The sequence below is a fragment of the Bacillus sp. PK3_68 genome (assembly GCF_003600835.1).
GTDB lineage: Bacteria > Bacillota > Bacilli > Bacillales > Domibacillaceae > Pseudobacillus.
In genome coordinates this window covers 3,750,209-3,770,182 of sequence record NZ_NQYC01000001.1, presented here as the reverse complement: position 1 = coordinate 3,770,182, position 19,974 = coordinate 3,750,209, and the positions used below count along the sequence as shown (strand labels likewise).

The 19,974-nt window shown below is 40.0% G+C and carries 15 protein-coding genes and 2 riboswitches; of the genes, 3 read left to right on the top strand and 12 right to left on the bottom strand.

All coding sequences use genetic code 11. From position 1 onward, the window contains the following. The first annotated feature begins 38 nt into the window (after nucleotides 1–38). Nucleotides 39–455, top strand: a complete 417-nt coding sequence (locus tag CJ483_RS18945; protein ID WP_120036620.1) for a PaaI family thioesterase — start codon at nucleotides 39–41, stop codon at nucleotides 453–455. Between the two features lie 129 nt (nucleotides 456–584). Here CJ483_RS18945 and CJ483_RS18940 read toward each other — a convergent pair whose 3' ends face one another. The 3 genes from CJ483_RS18940 to CJ483_RS18930 all read right to left on the bottom strand — a co-directional run bounded on the left by CJ483_RS18940 (nucleotide 585) and on the right by CJ483_RS18930 (nucleotide 5,059). Beyond that, nucleotides 585–2,027: an aldehyde dehydrogenase family protein gene (locus CJ483_RS18940; protein ID WP_120036619.1), complete on the bottom strand. Its 1,443-nt coding sequence runs from the start codon at nucleotides 2,025–2,027 to the stop codon at nucleotides 585–587. Between the two features lie 370 nt (nucleotides 2,028–2,397). After that, nucleotides 2,398–3,897, bottom strand: coding sequence for a class I adenylate-forming enzyme family protein (locus CJ483_RS18935; protein ID WP_120036618.1), 1,500 nt, complete (start codon nucleotides 3,895–3,897; stop codon nucleotides 2,398–2,400). A 444-nt stretch (nucleotides 3,898–4,341) separates the two neighbouring features. After that, nucleotides 4,342–4,429: riboswitch (cyclic di-GMP riboswitch) on the bottom strand. A 294-nt stretch (nucleotides 4,430–4,723) separates the two neighbouring features. Next, nucleotides 4,724–5,059, bottom strand: a complete 336-nt coding sequence (locus CJ483_RS18930) for a hypothetical protein (protein WP_120036617.1) — start codon at nucleotides 5,057–5,059, stop codon at nucleotides 4,724–4,726. A 306-nt stretch (nucleotides 5,060–5,365) separates the two neighbouring features. On the opposite strand from CJ483_RS18930, the gene CJ483_RS18925 reads away from it, so the two are divergent. Then, nucleotides 5,366–7,354, top strand: coding sequence for an S-layer homology domain-containing protein (locus CJ483_RS18925; RefSeq protein WP_182917108.1), 1,989 nt, complete (start codon nucleotides 5,366–5,368; stop codon nucleotides 7,352–7,354). Nucleotides 7,355–7,575: 221 nt separating this feature from the next. Here CJ483_RS18925 and CJ483_RS18920 read toward each other — a convergent pair whose 3' ends face one another. Both CJ483_RS18920 and CJ483_RS18915 read right to left on the bottom strand, forming a co-directional pair. Beyond that, nucleotides 7,576–8,442, bottom strand: coding sequence for an HD domain-containing protein (locus CJ483_RS18920; protein ID WP_120036615.1), 867 nt, complete (start codon nucleotides 8,440–8,442; stop codon nucleotides 7,576–7,578). A gap of 303 nt (nucleotides 8,443–8,745) precedes the next feature. After that, nucleotides 8,746–9,705 carry a carbon-nitrogen hydrolase family protein gene (locus tag CJ483_RS18915; RefSeq protein WP_120036614.1) on the bottom strand — a complete coding sequence of 320 codons (960 nt, stop codon included), beginning with the start codon at nucleotides 9,703–9,705 and terminating at the stop codon, nucleotides 8,746–8,748. A gap of 132 nt (nucleotides 9,706–9,837) precedes the next feature. On the opposite strand from CJ483_RS18915, the gene CJ483_RS18910 reads away from it, so the two are divergent. Next, nucleotides 9,838–10,578 (top strand): helix-turn-helix transcriptional regulator, encoded by a 741-nt coding sequence (locus CJ483_RS18910; protein WP_120036613.1) that lies wholly within the window; start codon nucleotides 9,838–9,840, stop codon nucleotides 10,576–10,578. Nucleotides 10,579–10,908: 330 nt separating this feature from the next. On the opposite strand, the gene CJ483_RS18905 is transcribed toward CJ483_RS18910, so the two are convergent. The 7 genes from CJ483_RS18905 to CJ483_RS18880 form a co-directional block, all read right to left on the bottom strand. Next, entirely contained in the window at nucleotides 10,909–12,621 is a 1,713-nt protein-coding gene (locus tag CJ483_RS18905; protein WP_120036612.1) for a methyl-accepting chemotaxis protein, read from the bottom strand. A 182-nt stretch (nucleotides 12,622–12,803) separates the two neighbouring features. Further along, nucleotides 12,804–13,706, bottom strand: coding sequence for an amidase (locus tag CJ483_RS18900; protein ID WP_120036611.1), 903 nt, complete (start codon nucleotides 13,704–13,706; stop codon nucleotides 12,804–12,806). A 49-nt stretch (nucleotides 13,707–13,755) separates the two neighbouring features. Beyond that, nucleotides 13,756–13,842, bottom strand: a riboswitch (cyclic di-GMP riboswitch). 84 nt (nucleotides 13,843–13,926) lie between these two features. Beyond that, the gene (locus tag CJ483_RS18895) at nucleotides 13,927–15,594 is read right to left on the bottom strand and encodes an FMN-binding glutamate synthase family protein (RefSeq protein ID WP_120036610.1); all 1,668 of its coding nucleotides are present in this window, start codon (nucleotides 15,592–15,594) and stop codon (nucleotides 13,927–13,929) included. A gap of 168 nt (nucleotides 15,595–15,762) precedes the next feature. Then, a complete protein-coding gene (gene aspA / locus CJ483_RS18890; RefSeq protein ID WP_406908852.1) occupies nucleotides 15,763–17,202 on the bottom strand; it encodes an aspartate ammonia-lyase in 1,440 nt (479 codons plus the stop codon). A 361-nt stretch (nucleotides 17,203–17,563) separates the two neighbouring features. Beyond that, the gene (locus tag CJ483_RS18885) at nucleotides 17,564–18,667 is read right to left on the bottom strand and encodes a Zn-dependent hydrolase (protein ID WP_259455715.1); all 1,104 of its coding nucleotides are present in this window, start codon (nucleotides 18,665–18,667) and stop codon (nucleotides 17,564–17,566) included. Next, nucleotides 18,622–18,930: a hypothetical protein gene (locus CJ483_RS25170; protein WP_259455714.1), complete on the bottom strand. Its 309-nt coding sequence runs from the start codon at nucleotides 18,928–18,930 to the stop codon at nucleotides 18,622–18,624. The genes CJ483_RS18885 and CJ483_RS25170 overlap by 46 nt, the downstream gene beginning before the upstream one ends. 490 nt (nucleotides 18,931–19,420) lie before the next feature. Further along, nucleotides 19,421–19,888 (bottom strand): RidA family protein, encoded by a 468-nt coding sequence (locus CJ483_RS18880; RefSeq protein ID WP_041098752.1) that lies wholly within the window; start codon nucleotides 19,886–19,888, stop codon nucleotides 19,421–19,423. Nucleotides 19,889–19,974: the final 86 nt, after the last annotated feature.

Genomic DNA, 19,974 nt, shown 5'->3' with positions numbered 1-19,974 from the left:
TTTTGAAAGCGCTTATTTACATAGGAGGATGGATAAGAATGATTAAGACGATTAATTTAAATGAAGTGATCCGCGGGGAAAGTGCTCCACCGGCCTGCGATACAACACTTGGTGTAAAAGTAGTGGAAGCAGGGGAAGGGTATTCAAAAGGAACCTGGTCGATTGAGGACCGGCTGCTAAATGGGAATGGTGTCATCATGGGAGGTTTCGTAGCAGCGGCGGCTGATATTATGATGGCTTATGCCATTACTCCGTTATTGCATGAAAACCAAACGTTTGCGTCAATTAACTTGCAAACAACTTTTCACCGCCCTACCTTTACCGGCGAAGTAGACATCGAAGTCAAGGTAGAAAAGTTCGGTCGCACGGTTTCCTATCTGACTGCAGAATTAAAACAAAATGGGAAATTGACTGCTAGTGTGACTTCTTCTGTTATGATCATGGAGAAAAAGTGAAAATCAATTACCTATTTACCTGCTACTAGCGATATGATTTAAACAAGCGAGGTCTACTTTCTACGACATAACAGCCCCTTTGACGAAGCTGTCAGAGGGGCTGTTCCTTGTTCTTTTAATAAGAAGAAATTACATTCGATCCATGTAAACCGTTTTAACCTGTGTATAAAACTCAATTGCCGTTTTGCCTTGTTCGCGTGAACCCGTGCTGGATGCTTTACAGCCGCCAAACGGAACTTGCGGCTCAGCACCAGCTGTTTCTGAATTTACATGAATAATCCCTGCTTCAATGTCATCCGCAAAGCGATGAGCAAAGGTAAGATTATTTGTACAGATAGCTGCACTTAAACCATATTCTGTATCATTAGCCATATCAATTGCCTGTTCATAGCTCTTTACTTTGAATAAGGCAATGACAGGTCCGAAAATTTCTTCCCTGGCAATTCGGGCATTCCGAGATACATTTTCAAAAATGGTTGGCTGCACATAAAAACCGCTGGCAAGCTCTTCATTCGCTGCCATCTCGCCTCCGCACAGAAGAGTCGCTTCTTTCTTGCCAGCTTCTATCATAGCTAGCACGCCGTCTCTTTGGTTTTTTGATACTGCCGGTCCCATAAATGAATCTGCTTCAAGGGGATTTCCCACTTTTAATTCTTTCGTACGTTCAACTAAACGATCACGAAATGCTTCATAGATTCCCTCTTCGACAATCACGCGACTCGTTGCCGTACATTTTTGTCCGGTAGATTTAAAAGCGCCATTTATAGCAATACTCACAGCTTTTTCTACATCAGCATCTGCGAGTACGATCAATGGGTTTTTTCCACCCATTTCTAACTGCACCTTTTTCCCATTTGCTGTTGCTTGATTTTGAATTTGCAAACCAACCTGATTAGAGCCGGTGAAAGAAATAGCTTTGATTCCCGGGTTTTCTACAAGCTCATTGCCGACTACCGACCCTCTTCCGAATACACAGTTTACAACACCCGCTGGCATCCCAGCTTCGTCAAAGGCTTTCATGACGTGATAAACAGACTTCGGAGTAAGATCTGCTGGCTTAATCACTATTGTGTTTCCATAAATAAGGGCTGGTGCGAGTTTCCAAACTGGAATAGCGATTGGAAAGTTCCAAGGAGTAATTAATGCAATTGGGCCAAGTGGGACACGGTTCGTATATAAAAGTGTGTCTGCATTGGCAGATGGAATCACGTCACCGATTGGCTGAAGACCTTCTGCTGCGTAATACTCTAGAATACTAATGGCACGCTGTGTCTCTCCAATTGATTCTGCAAGTGTTTTACCTTCTTCAAGCGCCAAGTCCCGCCCTACTTCTTCTATATTTTCACTTAAGATCGCTGCTGCCTTACGCAGATAGGATGCCCGTGTTTGGGAAGAGCATTTTTTCCATGACAAAAACGCTTCCTTCGCTGCTGCTACTGCTTCTTGAACATCCTCTTTTGAGCTAGAAGGAAATTCCCCTAGAATTTCTCCATTATGAGGACTTGTATTTTCTTTGTATTCCCCTGTAATTGGTTCTTTCCACTGTCCATTAATGTAATTTAAATAACGCATTGTTTCTCCTCCTCTTTCAACAATAATCACTTATACTGCTTTATCAAAAAAGCAATCGGGCATCTGTTCCTATCAGTTTGTCTATCTATCGTTCACTCGCAAATGAGTGGCAATGTTTCCCCAGACTATGCCGAAAAGTGAGAGGGAATGCGGATTCTACATTTGGTAAAAGTGTCATGAATAGTGGAACTTTTTTTAGTTTAGCATATTTTCAGTTATTAGAAATAGCGAAATGGTTGTCTTGCAATCAAATGTTAGATGATTTTTCAGAGACCTGTACTTCATTCTGATTTCCTTCCTCTTCAGCTATGTATGAGCTTTTTAAAAGGAATGCTTTTATTAAGATAAACCGTCTCACCATGTAAAAGAATTAACTCTTTTCTTCAATATTCGCAATTAATTTTTGCGCCTCTTTCTTTAAGGTCACTTTATCCACTTTTCCTTGAACTAAAGGAATATCTTCCAAAATAAAAATCTTATCCGGAACCTTGAAACTGGCCAAACGGTCTCTACAATAATTGTAAATCTCGCTTAATGGAATTTCTTTCTTTTTAATAATAAAAGCAATGACTTGTTCGCCAAAGATGGCATGAGGCATTCCTAAAACCGCTGCTTTTTCTACTGCTTCATGCTTCGTTAGCATTTGTTCAATTTCACCCGGGATAACCTGTTGTCCGCCTTTCTTGATCATATCTTTTTTTCGACCAACGACTTTAATTTTTTGCTCACTCGTGATTTTCGCCAAATCTCCTGTACTAAACCAGCCTTCTTTATACAGTTCTTCTGTTAGCTCCGGGCATTTATAATAGCCAAGAAATTTACAAGGTGTTTTAAAATGTAATTCACCTACGCCTTCTTTGGATAGATTCTCCAAATTATACGCCACTCCAGGTGTTAACGACCATTCCACTCCCTCCCGAATATCAGACTCTGTGTACATAAGGGCTCCTAATTCCGAGAGACCATACATACTAGTGATTTTACAATGATGTAGGGGGTCAAGTCCTTCAAAAAATTCGGCCGTAATCATTTCCCCAGCCAAGCTTACTTCCGTTAGCGATTTAAGCACAGATATATCACTAACTTTGTCAAACATACATAAAGCTTTGAATAACGAAGGACTGGTCACTAGTTTATTCGCAGGATTCCACTTCATTAGTTTTAAAATTGCCGGAAAACTAAATGATTCAGTAGCAACAATCGTGATTTGAGAATGAAGCCCCGCCAGCAGCCAGCAAAGCCCATACAACACCGATGTTGGAACCACCAGGAAAACCTTGTCTTCTTTTGAGAGGCTAGCCCCCTTAGTTAGTGCCCTTTCGGCAAACTCAAAAAAGGCTCTATCAACTATTATTCCCTTTGGTGTTCCCGTGCTGCCGGATGTACACCCGATGATGTAAGGCGAGTGGTCCGCTTCCCTTCGTTTTGGTTTCCCAGCAATGATCTCCGTTTTCCATTCATGACCATCGGCTGATTCAATGATCGCAACCTCCTCACCCACAGAGTCTGCCCATGCCCGCACAGTTTTTTCTAAATAGAAACCGTTGTGTTCCTTGACTGTAAAGACGATATGCGGATCAATAAAGGTTAGGATTTGAGTTAAATCTTCTTTTCTTAAGAGTGGGCTTATCGGGACAACTGTTCCGCCTAACCTGTTCACCGTTAGTAAGATACTTAAAAAAGTAGCCACCCCTGGTACAATGATCGCTACTTTTTTCCCTTTGATATCACCCATATCTTTCAAAATTGAATGATATTCTTTGACACTTTTCTTTAGGTCTCCTAACGTGTACGTCCCTGTTTGTGTAATTAGAGCTCTTTTAGATAAATCTGCTTCTTCACAAAAAATCCAATTATATAAATCCGTCATACGGACCTTCCTTTCGTAAGAAAACGTGCCATCTTTTTTAACATGTATAGCATCTATCAAAAAGAATGAACGCTGCTTTCAATTTCCTTTAAATGTAGACCATCAAGCACATTAGACAACTCTTGTTTTACGTTGAATTTTTATTAGTAACATAAGTTTTAAGCAAGCTTTCTATAATTAACTTTAACAGAGCAGCTTAACAAAGAGGGCGCCTTTTAAAAAAACATATTTTTTTGATGCTTCGATAAATAGTTGCATGAACGCTTCTATTCTTAGAGAGTTTTTGTTAACTTATCTATTTAAAATTAAATTCCCTCTTAATATTCCGCATCTTCCCCCTACAATTTAGTGAAAGTCATACAAAAAGGCCTGCCAAAGATTGGCAGGCCTTTTTGTATCAGGGTACTCTCATAAAGAGCATCCCTGATTTTTGCCCAATCCTCTTTCTGTAACCAGGAGGCCATAGCTAAAAAATAGCCACAGGCCCTTAGCTTTGCGTCCTTATCTCTGGACAAGCTTTCCATCCTCGTTTGTAAATACAGCTTATTCCTGACAAATCTTAAGTCACAGAGCCTTCTCATGGTTATGATAATCGTTCTAAAAATAAATGTAAACATCAATGTATAAATTAACCATTTCTTGTTCATATTTGACGAAAAAACCAATTATAGTTATTGCTTACTTCATATTTCTTCGTAGCAAGCTCTTTTATCATCGACGCTCACTTAGCTTATAAGCCCCCAAAATACATAGGCTCTTTCATTGACATTCATTAACGAGTGATGAATGGTAGAAAGAATGAAAAACTCCGGTACGTCTCCTCAGCCTATGAGTGAGCAGTTTCCTGCACACTCTCTTTTCCCTTTACTTTGTCAATCTTATCGATGAACATTTGAAACACTTTTTTCTTTTCTTCCAAATCCTTGATTTCTTCCTTTAGCTGATTAAACCTCTTTTCAAAAGGGGTATGATAAAGCTCACGGATATTGCGAATAATGTCTTCGTTAATTGTTGACTGAATCACTTGTTTAGTGATGCTGAATTTATAAGAATACACCTGTAGTTCCCGCTTGATTTCCTCATATTCCTTATCTATATCTTTTAACAATTCGCCAATCTCGCATTTCCATTCTTCTAAAGACTTCTTTACATGTTCCTCCATGTGTGGACTCCTTTATCCGTCATAGTATGTATCTTATTTATTGCTACCTTTCATTGTAGCAATTGAACTTTTCATCTTCTTTTCTATGAAATTACATGGAAATAAAAAATGAGTAACATCTTTTATTTTTTACCGTAACAGAAAAAAAGATTGCTGTATTTTCTTAAATCTTTTTCCTTCTATAGTAGAATGGACCCCTTATCTTGTTCTTTATTTTCTGTTACGATTAATCGGTAGATGAAAAACTATCATATTATGGAAGATTACAAAAATCATAGGAAGTTTTTTGAAAGAAAGGAGTCTATTATGAGAAAACTAACTACGTTTTTCCTCACTCTTTTGTTGGTTCTCCCGATTATACCCTCTCCCTCTGCCGCAGATGACATCAGCGGTGCATTAGAAAAAGAAATGAGAGCGATGGTTGAGAAAGGAATTGTCTCTGGCTACGGAGAAGGACGCTATGCCCCAAAGGAAAAAGTAACAAGAGGACAATTCGCTGCTTTCTTAGCGCGAGCTCTTCATTTAAGTGGCGGAACGACAACATTTTCTGATGTTCCCCCTACATTAACACTGGCACCAAGCATCAATGCAGCAGCCCAAGCAGGGATCATTTCTGGTTATTCAAACGGGAAATTCGGTCCTGATGACTTTATCAACCGGGAACAAATGTCCGTCATGATCGACAATTCGCTTGATTTTCTTAAAGTATCGAAAATAAGAGGATCGCTTGATTTTACTGACGCCAATGAAATCACCTCCTCTATGTTCCGGTTAGCTATTGCTCACATGGTAGGACTTAATATTACCGCTGGCATTCCAAATGTTGACAAAAACAATAACAATCTCGGAACCCTTAGGTTTGAACCGAAAAGCCACACAACACGCGAACAAGCGGCGGCTTTTATTTATCGAATGCTTAAGGTTGCTGAAAAAGAAGAAGAGCCCGAGCCGGATGGGCCATTTAGAGTGGGAACAGTGGACGCAAACGGCAGCCTGAATACCGGCGCTAAAAGCTTTGATACATACGAAAAAGCCGCAGCGGCTATGGCAAATGATCCGGCACAAGTTATTATGTCCGGCAACCAAATCGTTAAAATGAATGCCGGCATCGTCGTTGCTAAACCGACCGTTGAACATGCGGCCACATTAATCTATGATTCTTCATTAAAAAACTTTTATTTCAATGTGGACGCCGGAGCTTATGGTACTCCTCCAACTGAATTGGAATACGTCACATCGGATGCAGAAAAAATAGAAATCAAAATTGCTGGAAAAACAGGTTTTGTCAAGCACAGCGATGCCTACCTTTTGCCTCAACCAATGATTAAGCGTCGAGCTTATTATTCAAAAGAGAACAACGGCCAATTGGTTCATCATTTATATAACTTTAATACAGATAAGTTTGTTACATACAGCGTAGGCCCTGCCCCTTCATTCATGAATTCTGGGGTGGAATATTACAGCTGGGATGGTGTTCATTTTAGAACGAAGCAAGGGGAAGCAGGAGCAGCTTATCAATATTTCAACATGCTATCTGCCCGTGCTAAAACAAATTATACTGCAGCTGACTTAGATCGGTATATTGATCAGGAGTTAGCAAGAAGAGAACAACTGCCAGGCTCTACATATAAGGACGCCACAAAGCTTAGCAAACTAAAAGGAATGGGCTCTTATTTTAAAGCAGCCGAGCAAAAATACAAGATTAACGCCCTGCTAATGCTTGGTATCTCTATTAATGAAAGCCAATTCGGCATGAGCGGCAATGCGTTGCAAAAAAATAACCTGTTTGGCCTGAACGTAACGGATAATAATCCGGAGAACGGCGATGCGTTTAAAACGCCTCAAGACAGCATCAATAGTTTTGCCAATAATTTCTTGAACAAAAAATATATCCCTATCCCACAAGATGGCCGGTTACTTTATCAAAATGGCGCTCACCTTGGCAATAAAAATAGCGGAATCAACGTAAGATACGCTTCTGATACAAACTGGGGCTACAAAGCAGCCGGTCATATGTATACACTGGATAAGGCAATGGGCGGCAAGGATTTTGTTAACAATCCTGCTCCATATTCAATCGGATTGACCACACAGTTGGTAAATGTGAGAAGCGGAGCTGGAACAAGCTTTGCCAAGCAGTTCACTTACCCTTCAGCCGGCTATTCAGTCGTCATTGTTGACACGGTTAAAGGAACAGATGGATCAACCTGGTATAAAGTTCTATCCGATAGTTTGGAAAATGAATTTTCCTATATTCATTCGGACTATATTAAAAAAATTAATATTGCCCGTTAAATAAAACAACGGTACGCTTTTCATTTGCGTACCGTTGTTTTGCCATTATCGCTTCTTTGTAAATGTTTTATTGGAGGCTTTCCTTCATTATTACGATATACCTTTTGTTCTAGATAGAAATTGAAAAAGAAACTGAACCATTTTCCAAACAAAAATAGCGCTGCTCAATTTGAACAGCGCCTTTCATATATAAAGTGCCTAAATTTGATCGCCAGCATCATTTATAGCTTTTTTTCATTGCGTTTAAAATACCGATAAACTTCATCATCAGACCAGGCGAGCCGCTTTTGCAAAACGGCTGTGTATAGCATTAAAAGGAGCGGCCCATCCGAATTACTTTGAAATTCGGTCCCTCGCTTTTGAAAAGCTTCCATTAGCGGAAGAGCAAAGTCCATTCGACCGTTTCGATAATAAAAATCTACTTCTGCATGTACTTCTTTAACAAATTCCAAAAGTTCAGCCTTTTCTAAAAGTGGAATTTCCTCCTCTATCACTTGATAAGGTACATCAAATAACAAATCAATGGTTTCATTTGTAAGTTTTTCTCTACCAATGAATAGCCGGTTCACATCTTTTTCCAAATCACGAATCAGCTTAAACTCCCCTCTTCGTGGCTTAAGCTGTTTTACAATATTTGAATAGTACCAGTGTTGATTGCTTTTTCCTTGATTAAAATGCTCCCATGCTTTCGCTCCTTCTTCTTCCATTACCTTGTGAATGCTGCGGACATTATGAATCTTGTCACAGACAATAACTTGAAGTGCCTCTTTCGACATAAACGGCAAAGCAGCAATCGTTGCCTGTTTTCTCTCTTCCCAAGATAAGGATTTATCCTGCTCTGAAGCTGCTCTCACAATATCCGCTACCCGTCTACCAAACTCTGTGACTAGCTGATCATACGTGGTCTCTGTGTCCTCCAGAGTATCATGAAGGATTCCTGCTGCAATGACTCCCTCAGAGCAGCCTGCTTTTTGCAGCATCATCCCCACGGCAAATGGATGAGCAATGTAAGGAATAGCAGCCGCTTTACGCACTTGCTCCCTATGAGCGATTGCAGCAAAGTTGATAGCTTTTTCAATAAGTTCCATTGTATTTCCCCACCTTTTGAAAGATTTCACTTTTCTATTCTTATACCCTATTCAATCGATATTTTTCAGGAAGAAGACCTTGATCTATTCATTATAAACCTTCCGTTTCAAAGAGACAGATACAGTTCGGAGGAATTTTGAAAATACTCTGCGAGGTGAATGGAGAAGAAGAAGAGAGGTAAACGGCCGCTGACAGACATGGCAGAACAACTATTATCATTGCCATGCCTGTTTCAACAGCTCACTTTAACAAACAGCTGACAGATTATCATTTAAACAGCTGCCTGTGTCCAAACTGATTAATTAGTGAGACGAAGTCTTTAATTCTTTTGGGCCTTTATAGCGAGTAATCTGGTCCGGCGTCTTTGCATGAGGAAAGGAAAGATTTTTATATACATCTGCATTCTCAATGCCGTTTCTATAACATTCGTCCACATTACATCCCTCTTCTTTAAATTCCTTTAACATTTTTAGAAAACCAAACATCCCGCAGGAACCATTTTCTCTCACACGTCTCACTTCCTCTAAGTTTAAGTGAACGAAAGTAAAAGACTCCGCAATGCCTAACTCTTCAATGATTCTTCCTTCTGGATCAATTGCTACTGAATTCCCCATCCCAACCGGTGACGGCTGATTAATGCTGACAACAAAACACTGGTTTTCAATTGCCCGGGTAATCGCCACCGGTGTATGATTTCGCAACCCGCCAATCCACTCTCCTTGAAGAGTAGGCTTAATAATCACTTCTGCTCCCTTTAAAGCAAGGTTACGCGCCGATTCCGGATAATGACCGTCCGCACAAATCAAAAAGCCGATCTTTCCAATGTGAGGGATTTCAAATACAGGAAATTCGTTGCCCGGAGAAGACGGCTCTAACGGGTAAGGAATGAATACCATTCTATACTTGAGAACAATCTCTCCCTGAGGAGAAATTAATATCATTGTATTGTACACTTTTTCATCTTCACCCAGCTCAAAGAAGGAACCTGGAACGAGCCATTTGTTTATCTGTTTCGCTTTTTCTATCAGCTTTTGTACAATCGGGCCATTTGGTATTGGCTCTGCCATTTTTCTCCATTTTATAGGTTCTACTCCACTCAAATACAGTTCTGGAAAAGCGATCAGATCAATAGTCGGGTTTATAAAACAAACTTGATCGATGTGCCACATCATTCTTTCTAGATTTTCTCTCTTTTTCTCTCCTGGATCAGAGCTCGCACTTGGTGATGCTACTTGAATGATTGCCATATTTAAATAACTCATTCTATCCTCTCCCTTCTTTTTTTATCATAAAATAGATAGAATAGTATGAATATTATTCGAAAGTGTAATATTCCTTCTGTTATATCAACAACGGATTTAGTAGGAATGTACAGAATTTAACGAGGTGAGAACATGGGAGAAATACTGTTCAGCACTTGTAAAGATATGCTGCTTCAGTTGGATGATCTGGAGACATTCTCAGAATTCCAGGAACAGGTACTATTTTTATTCGATAAATATTTTGGGCTCGAACGCTCAATTTTCTGGCTATGCAGGGAGGAAGGAGAGATTTACAGTCCTGTCACTAGAAATACACCCGAACAATCCCTTCGCCAATATATGAGTGACTATTCCGACAAGGACCTTCTATTGCCTATACGTGTATCTTCCCTGCTATCCAATACAAGAGTGCTAAGAATAGAAGATATGGTATCTAAACAAGAATATGAAAATAGTCTTTTTTATAATGACTTCATGAAGCCCGGTAACATTTATCATGAAATGGGCGTTTATTTGATGAACCAAAACAAGCTAATCGGCGGAATCTCTTTTGTAGGAGAACAAGAAAACGCGGGCTTTAAGGATGAAGCGGCCAAAAGCATCGATCTCCTTTCACACTTTATCTCGATGAAGCTTTACTACATTCTGAAACACCCCTTTAGGAATATTCCGATGGAGGATGTACATTTAACACCTAGTGAAGAAAAAGTTTGCAAACTTTTACAAACGGGTCTCACGAATCAAGAAATGGCTGACCATTTATTTGTCAGCTTACATACGATAAAAAAGCATCTGCAAAATATTTATAAGATGCTCGGTGTAACAAACAGAACAAGCCTTTTATCCTTTATCATGCATAAAAGTTTATCATAGGGATATTTTCCTTCTATATGAATAATGACAATCGGCTAAACCGTCCTCCTGTAGAAAGACGGTCAAGCCTTCAATCTCACTATTTCACCTTGACAATCACGAAATTTTCCTTGTAATTACGAAGCGTCACCTCTTCAATTGTTTTCTGCGCTCATACATTTGATGTTCAGAAAAACAATTAAGATCTAATTTACTCGTGACTGTAACTGTCAGGCTCCTATCAAAAACCCCCGAAAGAAAATGTCTTCTTTCGGGGGTTCTTTCAATTAACGGATGAAACAGATTGTTCAAACCTGCAAAAAACGAGAAGCCTTCCTCTGTCTCCATCCTTTACACTTTAAACCTCATAATCAACTGCTGCAGTTCTTCGGATATCTTTGCTAGAGTCGCAGAAGCTGTGGAAATCTCATCCATCGAAACTAATTGTTCTTTTGTTGCTGTTGAGACGCTTTCATTGCTTGCCGCTGACTCTTCAGCTACATTTCTAACGACATTCATTGAATCGGCAACTTGAACAGTACCTGAAGATAGTTGGTTAATCGCGCTAGCAACATCTTTAATTTGGGAGACGACTTCATGAATGGAAATTTCGATTTTCTCAAATGATTCTCCGGCTTCCTGCACTACATTAAGGCCTGCTTCTACTTCTGTTGCCGCAGAGGTCATAGATTGTAAGGTTTGTCCTGTGTTACTTTGAATGATTTGAATCAAGTTTGTAATTTGCTCGGCTGAGGCTGCTGATTGTTCAGCAAGCTTCCGTACTTCATCAGCAACTACAGCAAACCCTTTGCCTGCTTCTCCTGCTCTTGCTGCCTCGATGGCAGCATTTAAGGCAAGAAGATTGGTTTGAGCAGCAATCGCTGTAATCACCTCATTAATTCTCCCAATCTCACTTGAGCTTTCGCTAAGTTCTTTAATCGAAACTCCTAATCCTGTAACATTTTCATTGATGGAATTCATCTGTTGCATAACTTTTTCAATCGACTGCTTTCCCTCAGAGGACATATCAGACGTTTGGGAAACTTTTTGTGACACTTGCTCAGCATGAACAGTGATTTTCTCTGCATAACCTGCCATCTCATTAATAATTTTTGTGCTCTCTTCCACACTTCTTAATTGGCGGCTTGATCCTTTAGCCAATTCTTCAATATTAGTAGATACGCTCTCGCCAGCGCGGCTGCTTTGTTCGGCGCTTGCGCTTAATTCTTCAGAAGAAGCCGCAACCAACTCAGATGTTTCGCTCACTGTTTTAATAATTTGCTTTAAGCCATTAATCATGTTGTTAAAAGAGGACACCAGCTGGCCGATTTCATCTTTAGAGCGATAGTTTCCTTCAACCGTAAAGTCTCCGTCTTCCGCCCTGGACATTAAAGATTGGATTTGTTTGATCGGATTGACGATAATTTTCGTAATCATGAGCCCAATGAAAATCGAAATAACGATTCCCAACAAACTAACTGTAATTAAGATCAGCCTAGCTGTTCCCAATTTCTCGTTGTTTTTCTCTTTAATTCTCTTCGCTAATTGCTCATTGTAATCTTGAAGGTCATTAATTGCCTGATTGATTTGCTGGCGTTTCTGAGAAGCTTCTCGATTATAAAGAGCATATGCCTGATCGTTCTTATTTTGAGCAGCCAAATCAAGCACTTTTTGCCTCAGCTCTCGAAACTCAAGCAATCTTTTCTGAAAAACTGCTAATCCTTCTTTCTCTTTGGAGGATAATTCTGTTTTTTTGTATTGCTCCATCCATGCATTATTTTCCTTTATTGCTCGATTAATGCTATTCATCAACTCTTCGTATTTGGCCGGGTCCTTAGTGACCATAATTTCCAAGGTGAAAGCATCGATTGCACGGTTATTGGCATTTATCCTCCCAAGCCAATCAAGCGGCTGCAAGTGCTCCTTATACATTATCTCTGAACCATGAGCCATCTCTTTCATATTTTTATATCCCACTACACCGACAATGCTTGTAATAACAGCAAAGAGAATAATCAGGGTTAATAATTTCTGTGATATCTTCAAATCATGTAGAATCTTCATTGTCTAGCCCCTTTTTTGTAAAGTTTTTATTAAGTTATATCGGACATTTATCATCTAAATATAGAGCTAGTCTCGTCTATAAAAAAAAATTTTTTAGGAATGTTTAAAACATGACACAAATTCAGTAAAAGACATCTAAAACAACTAAAAAAACGCAACTAGAAAAGTTGCGCTTGATATTTTCATGACTGCCATGCCATCCAGCTTTGCAAGGAATGAATAGAGAAACCTTCAAAACTTGAAAGATTGCCGTAATAAGACTTAACGATCGCTAATTGCTCCCACATATATGTCTCGCCTTCTTCAGAAAAAGAAACAAAGTCAGCTTCCGTGGAAGGAACTGTTTCCACTCCAACAGAAACTTTTTTATTCTTTGCTGCAGCGTTATTCATCTCATTTCGAACGAGCTCCATTATTCCGTTCGGGCTGCCAGCAGTATCCCGATAAGCCATAATGGTAATGGCATCCGTATTTGCAATGACCCACTCTGATAGCTTTCCTTTTCCTAAAGTGTTGCTGTAATTTTTTTCATCAAACCAAAATGGAATATCTACTGCAAGAGGCAGACCTAAGCGCTGGGCGGATTGATGGGCCTCTATCAAAAGTGTTTGATAAGCTAAAACTGTTTTTTTATATTGACTGTTCCATCCCTCATATAAATACGGTTCCACATCTAAATGAATTCCCTTAAACTTTTCTTCCGGCAATGCTTTCACCTGGTAATTGGTTACCCAGGAGAAAAAACTTCGCTGCTGGGCAAGCCCCTTGCTGGAAACCCAGGAAGGAGCACCGTCCAGCGCATGCACTTGAATTCCTTTTGCTGCTGCCTGTTTAATAAATTCTTTATAATGCTCTGTTGAAATGCTCTGATCAATCTGCAAATATACTCGTCCCACTTGACGATCCTGCATAAACGCAAGCAGTTTATCTTTGCTTGTAACAATTTCCTGTGTATCCCATAGCCAAGTTGACCGCGGCTCCGTCACTTCATTTGCTGCCGCTCTGTCACTTGTCATCAGAAATACTGCACTTCCTGCCATGAATGCCATCACTATCAACAAACACACATTCTTTACGCTGTACACACCGTTCTCCCCCTTTTGTTGAAAGCCATTGCTCTTCAATGCTGAGGAGAATGGCAGCCCGGCGGCCATACAGTCTCTGCTGCTTAGGTCCGTAGCTTTGCGTCCCTGCCTTTCGCCAGGTTTGCCTTTTACACCTTTATTATCGGTGGAGAAGAAAGGAATGTTTAAGAAATGTAGCAAAAGCAATTAGTTATCTAAAACTCACTGTGTGACACCCACTTTAGACAAGCTCTGTGCCTAGAGGAGGCGACTTTCGCAACGGCTCTTCCCGATGATTGTCTAGTTTCTGATCCCCCCCTATTTGCTGCTCCACCTCCCGGAGGATGTCGGCAAGTGGCGTAACAACCCCCTTATCGTCTTTGTATGCAACATGTTGAGGTTTAAAATGTACAGGCGACTCTAAGCCGGCAGCTGCTGCAAGACGGAATAATCCTTCCCGAAGGGTGATCAAATAGTTGGCTGTCCGGTATTTTTTCTCATCAATGACAAGTGCTTTTTGTAGATCTGGATCAGTGGTGGCCACTCCAACCGGACAAATATTCGATTGACACTTCAATGTTTGAATGCATCCTACTGTAATCATGAATCCACGCGCAATATTAACGAGATCAGCCCCCATCGCAAGAGCAATTGCAATCCGGTCAGGGGTAAACAGCTTGCCGGAAGCGATAATCTTTACCCGGTCACGCACCCCATATTTCTGAAGAGTAGCTACAAGAATAGGCAAAGCGGATTTAATCGGCAACCCTACACTGTCAATCAGTTCCTGGTACGAAGCTCCTGTGCCCCCTTCTCCTCCGTCCACTGTAATAAAATCAGGTCCTTTTCCGGTTTCCTTCATATATTTAGCCAATTCTTCTACACTGTTATTGCTGCCGACGACAATCTTCATTCCCACTGGTTTCCCAGTATGGTGGCGAATTTTCTCAATGAATTCACATATGGAGGGCACATCGCTAAATTCCCGAAAACGGTTTGGACTATCAATTGATTTATAAGGTTCAACTTTACGTATAGCGGCAATTTCGGGTGTTACTTTTTCGGCATCAATATGTCCGCCTCGCGCCTTTGCCCCTTGTGCCAATTTGATCTCAAACGCTTTAATTTGCGGAATTTCACTCTTTTTCTTTAATTCTTCCCAGTCGACTGCTCCTTGTTTATCGCGTATGCCAAATAAACCAGGACCGATCTGCATAATAATATCGACTCCGCCTTTTAAGTGATAAGGGGATAATCCGCCTTCTCCCGTGTTCATCCAAGATCCTTTTCCTAAAGCTAACCCTTCGGATAAAGCGGTAATAGCCTTGTCTCCCAATGATCCATAACTCATGGCTGACATGCCAATCTGTCCTTTTAAAATAAACGGATGCTTAGTAGTTGGGCCAATCACCACAGCCTCCTCATCATCCAGCAAATAAGCGAGTGCCTCTTCATCCTCCCGCTTTTCCTCTCTCTGCATAAAAAGAGGATCTTTTAATAAAATATATTTTTTTGTTAACACTTTTTCTTTTCTGTCTACTTTCAGTTCCTCTGTCAGCTTCGGAAACATATCATTTCGTATGAAAAATCCCTCTTCCTCAAAGTCACGTTTTGATCCAAATCCGACAACATCACGGCTGTATTTTGCACTTTTAACAATATGTTCGTAATCCTCTCTAGAGAAAGGCCGGCCTTCCGTATCACTATTGAACCAATATTGTCTCATTTCCGGTCCAATCTTCTCAAAAAAATAACGAATTCTTCCAAGAAGTGGGTAATTCCTTAAAATGGAGTGGCTTTTCTGATTCCGATCAAATAACATCATATACACTAGAAAAGAAATAAATATAATGAAAATAACGGCCAGCAGCACGGATCCTAAAATAATTAAAAAATCTGCAAGGTTCATTATTATTCCTCCAATTTATGACGGTTCAGGTTTCCTTAATTTGCACGTACGTCGAGGAATATATGCAGGGAAGAGAATTTCATCAGACGCTTGTTATTTCAGTAAAGAAAAGAGCCTCCGAAAATGGACCATTCCCATGTTTTTTCGGAAGCTCTTTTATATTAATTGTTATTTATTAGCGACAGCGTTATCACGTAAAAAAGCAGCCCCAGCAATGCCTGGCTCAGTCATCTCAAAAGGATTTAAAATAAGCTCAATCTCTTCTTCTGTTAAAATTCCCTGCTGCAAGCACAATTCACGAACCGATTTTCCGCTCGCGATCGCTTCTTTGGCAATTTGTGCAGCTGTTTCATATCCAATATGAGGATTGACCGCTGTAATGATTCCCACACTTTTTTCTACGTATTCTTCCAAGCGAGCCACATTGGCCTCAATGCCAGAAAGACAACGGTCTGTAAAGGTACGGAATCCATTCTCCATGATATTGATAGATTGAAGTAAATTAAAAACTAACACAGGTTCCATAACGTTCAACTCAAACTGTCCTGCTTCAGAAGCTAAACAAATCGTGTGATCATTACCTATCACTTGAAAAGCGATTTGATTGATCACTTCTGCCATGACCGGATTGACCTTTCCAGGCATAATCGATGAGCCAGGCTGACGTGCCGGCAGGCTAATCTCAGCAAGCCCTGCGCGCGGACCCGAAGCCATCAACCGAAGATCATTGGCAATCTTAGACATATTAATCATACAAATTTTTAATGCGGCAGACACTTCCGTATACGCATCCGTATTTTGAGTGGCATCAACAAGGTGTCTCGCACTCATTAAAGGAAATCCGCTCAATTCCGCAAGATAGTTAGTCGCGTTTTTTATGTAGTCAGGATCGGCATTCAACCCTGTTCCTACAGCTGTGGCCCCGATATTGACTTCATACAAGTGCGTGCGTGATCGCTGAATTCTTTCCATATCACGTTCTACGACACTGCTATAAGCTTTAAATTCCTGGCCCAGGCGAATAGGAACAGCATCTTGGAGATGGGTACGGCCCATCTTTATCACATGGTCAAACTCCGCCGCTTTTTCCTCAAATACTTTATGCATCTTGCTCATTGTCACAAGCAAACTTTCTAGTGATGCCAATACAGCAATGTGAATAGCAGTAGGAAAAGCATCATTTGTTGACTGCGACATATTTACATGGTTATTAGGACTTAAATAGCTATAGTGGCCTTTTTCGTACCCTAACAATTCCAGGGCACGATTGGCAATCACTTCATTGGCGTTCATATTGATCGAAGTACCGGCCCCGCCTTGAATCGGATCTACAATAAACTGGTTATTCCATTTTCCTTCTATTACTTCTTCCGCTGCCTGTGTAATGGCCTCACCAAGCTCTCTATGTAAACGGCCCGTTTCCATGTTTGCCAAGGCAGCGGCTTTTTTCACTATTCCTAATGCTTTAATCAAAGATCCATGAATGTGATAACCAGTAATAGGAAAGTTTTCGGAAGCGCGCATTGTTTGAATGCCATAGTATGCATCTGCTGCAATCTCTTTTTCACCTAAAAAATCTTTTTCAATTCTTACTTTATCTTTTATCATTATCATTCCATTCCTTTCAGAAACATTTCTCCTGACATGCTGTACCTAGAGTAGTTCTCATCATTGATTCTAAAAAAATGTCTGAAATAAAATATACATTCTTTACATCATAAACAACCTTCTTTTTTAGAACAGTCGACTCACTACCATTTTAAGGAATTATTCCTAAAATATTCTTAATTAAGAATACAACCGGATTATGTATAAGTCAATGTTCCTAGAAAAATATTTTTGGGCTTTATGAAAATTTCGCTCCACATCCAACTATAGCATATTCTTATCTATCTATATCATTTAAAAAATATAAAAAGAAGGAGCTGGCCACTTGCAAGAGCCTGCCCCGTTATAAAACAAAATGCTATTATCTGTTAGCGGCTTCGCTAAATATTCCCTCTTTTATATTGTTTTGTGATAGCTCTCGATCTATGTTTATAATACCTTGTAACATTAAGTTTCCTGCCTTTTCAATATCTTCAGCCAGGCTATTTTCCTCGGGACAATGGCTTTTTCCGTCTATGCTCTTTACAAAAATCATTGCTGACTTTGCAACAGCAGCCATATGGGCAGCATCATGAACGGCCATACTTGCCATGGTGATATGTGGTTCATTTGTTTCCTCAGCAGTATGCTGTAAGATTTTGACGATACTTTGATCCAGATCAATCGGATTCTGATCTAGAAATGTATTCTCGTCAACCTCGACTTGCCGTTTTTGGGCAATCCCCCGCCAACTTTCCCGAATACTTTCTACAATTCCCCGAACTTTTTTGCCGTCTTCTCCTCTAACTTCAAAATTAAATTCAACCTGCCCTGGGATGATATTTGTAGCATTCGGGAAAACCATCAACTTGCCAACTGTACCGACTAAATCTGTTTGGTCTTCCCGGCATAACCGCTCCACTTCAAGAATCATTTCAGCAGCAGCAGTTAGGGCATCATTGCGATGTTCCATCATTGTTGTACCCGAATGATTTGCTTGTCCGCTTACTCGGACGGAACTGCGATACATGCCAACAAATTTATTAATCACAGCTACAGAAAGATCTCGGCTTTCCAATCTCTTGCCCTGCTCAATATGGAGCTCTATAAATACCTTTTTCTCTTTTGCTATTTGCTTCATTTCAGGGAATTTATCCAACCCTCCGCCAACCTTCTCTAATTCTGTTTTAATAAGGACTCCATTTGAATCACTCATGTTCTCCAACATATCGGCCGTTAATTTCCCGGCAAACGATCGACTTCCGAATGTGGATAAATTAAAGTCGTTTGACTCTTCAGCAGTGAATGAGACAATTTCTAAGTCATGATTTAAAGTTATATTATTTTCTATCAAAGTCTTAATAATCTCTTTCGCTGTAAGGACTCCTAATGGACCATCATATTTTCCGCCGTTTGGAACAGAATCTAAATGTGAGCCAATCACAATCGTGCCTTGTTTTTTTCCTGTTCCTTTTTTCTTCCCCAAATGTTAGCGGCTCCATCAATGGTGACAATTAGTCCCATATCCTTCAGTTCTTTAATAAATCTTTCTCTCACTTCATAATCAGCCTTTGAAAAACTCGGTCTCGTGATACCTCCTTTGTCGTTTTTTCCGTATTCGGCGTATTTTTCGATATCGCTTAATAAGCGTCTTATATTTATTTTCATGTTCGTTCTGTTCCTCACTTTCTTTTCAATTGAATATGTAAATCTTTTTATTTGCATAAACGCCGCAAATGCTGCTGCCATTCTTTTGGGCTTTCTAGTCTCTCTTTTGCCTGTTATCCGCCGAGCCAATGAAAATATGCTGTCATCGGATAATTATCACCGATTGCTGATGTAGTCTTTTTTCTTTGTTTTCGCAACAATAGGGAACTTCCGTATTCCTCTTCAAACCTTGCGATTACATCAGGTAATCATACAAACTGGTATTTGTAATCCGTTCCATCTAAGTGCAAAGACAACCGGTGTTTTGTCGCCTCATCAATCGATACAAACAGTTGTTTAGCAGAGGACTAAAATTCCTTTACCGATTTTACATACCATGAACCTGCCCTACATTTACTTTTGGCGTTAAATTCATCATATAATTCCTTATTTGATTTATTGAGATACCACCCTCTATCGAAAATCATCTCACTTCTTATTGTTTTTCAAATAAATGAAAGAAACCGCAAATCTCTATATTTTAGAGTATTGCGGTTTTGCTATTCCTTTTGATCAGGATTACGTTATCCTATTAGCCTTCATTGCTCTCTTCGCTAATCACAGCCTCAACATCAATTTCCATTAACATTTCGGGCATCGCAAAACCGCTGACAATCAAACCAGTGCTGCAAGGATAAACATTTTTGAAGTGTTCAGCTATTACTGGATAGACTTTACTGCGGTCTTCTCGCTTGAGTAAATATACAGTAATCTTGCAAATATCATTAACCGTGCCGCCCGCTTCTTCAATCAGTTGTCTGACGCACTTACATGCCTGGTCTGCTTGCTTCGCCACGTCTCCAATTCCATGGAAGTTTCCCTCTAAATCAAAGCCAGTTTGTCCTCTTAGGAAAATACGATTTCCCGCCCGTACAGCCATACTAAACTCATTTTTAATATGATGCTCCGGCTTCCCTAAAGTGGAAGGATAATATTGGTCTGTTTTGAACTTTCTAAATCTTTTAATCGCTGGGCTTTTTACCTCTCCTTGTAATGACATAACTGCCTATCCCTCCTGATTTAGTTATTAAGGAATTTTTCCTTAAATGAACCTTATTTAAAATATACTATCAATTCATTCAGCGG

Bases quoted from the DNA above. Each gene is read 5' to 3' on its own strand.
- CJ483_RS18925 (WP_182917108.1), top strand. From the start codon at position 5,366: ATGAGAAAACTAACTACGTTTTTCCTCACTCTTTTGTTGGTTCTCCCG.
- CJ483_RS18940 (WP_120036619.1), bottom strand. From the start codon at position 2,027: ATGCGTTATTTAAATTACATTAATGGACAGTGGAAAGAACCAATTACA.
- CJ483_RS18880 (WP_041098752.1), bottom strand. From the start codon at position 19,888: ATGTCATTACAAGGAGAGGTAAAAAGCCCAGCGATTAAAAGATTTAGA.
- CJ483_RS18935 (WP_120036618.1), bottom strand. From the start codon at position 3,897: ATGACGGATTTATATAATTGGATTTTTTGTGAAGAAGCAGATTTATCT.
- CJ483_RS18920 (WP_120036615.1), bottom strand. From the start codon at position 8,442: ATGGAACTTATTGAAAAAGCTATCAACTTTGCTGCAATCGCTCATAGG.
- CJ483_RS18895 (WP_120036610.1), bottom strand. From the start codon at position 15,594: ATGAACCTTGCAGATTTTTTAATTATTTTAGGATCCGTGCTGCTGGCC.
- CJ483_RS18930 (WP_120036617.1), bottom strand. From the start codon at position 5,059: ATGGAGGAACATGTAAAGAAGTCTTTAGAAGAATGGAAATGCGAGATT.
- CJ483_RS18910 (WP_120036613.1), top strand. From the start codon at position 9,838: ATGGGAGAAATACTGTTCAGCACTTGTAAAGATATGCTGCTTCAGTTG.
- CJ483_RS18915 (WP_120036614.1), bottom strand. From the start codon at position 9,705: ATGAGTTATTTAAATATGGCAATCATTCAAGTAGCATCACCAAGTGCG.
- CJ483_RS18905 (WP_120036612.1), bottom strand. From the start codon at position 12,621: ATGAAGATTCTACATGATTTGAAGATATCACAGAAATTATTAACCCTG.
- CJ483_RS25170 (WP_259455714.1), bottom strand. From the start codon at position 18,930: ATGGCAGCAGCATTTGCGGCGTTTATGCAAATAAAAAGATTTACATAT.
- CJ483_RS18945 (WP_120036620.1), top strand. From the start codon at position 39: ATGATTAAGACGATTAATTTAAATGAAGTGATCCGCGGGGAAAGTGCT.
- aspA (WP_406908852.1), bottom strand. From the start codon at position 17,202: ATGATAAAAGATAAAGTAAGAATTGAAAAAGATTTTTTAGGTGAAAAA.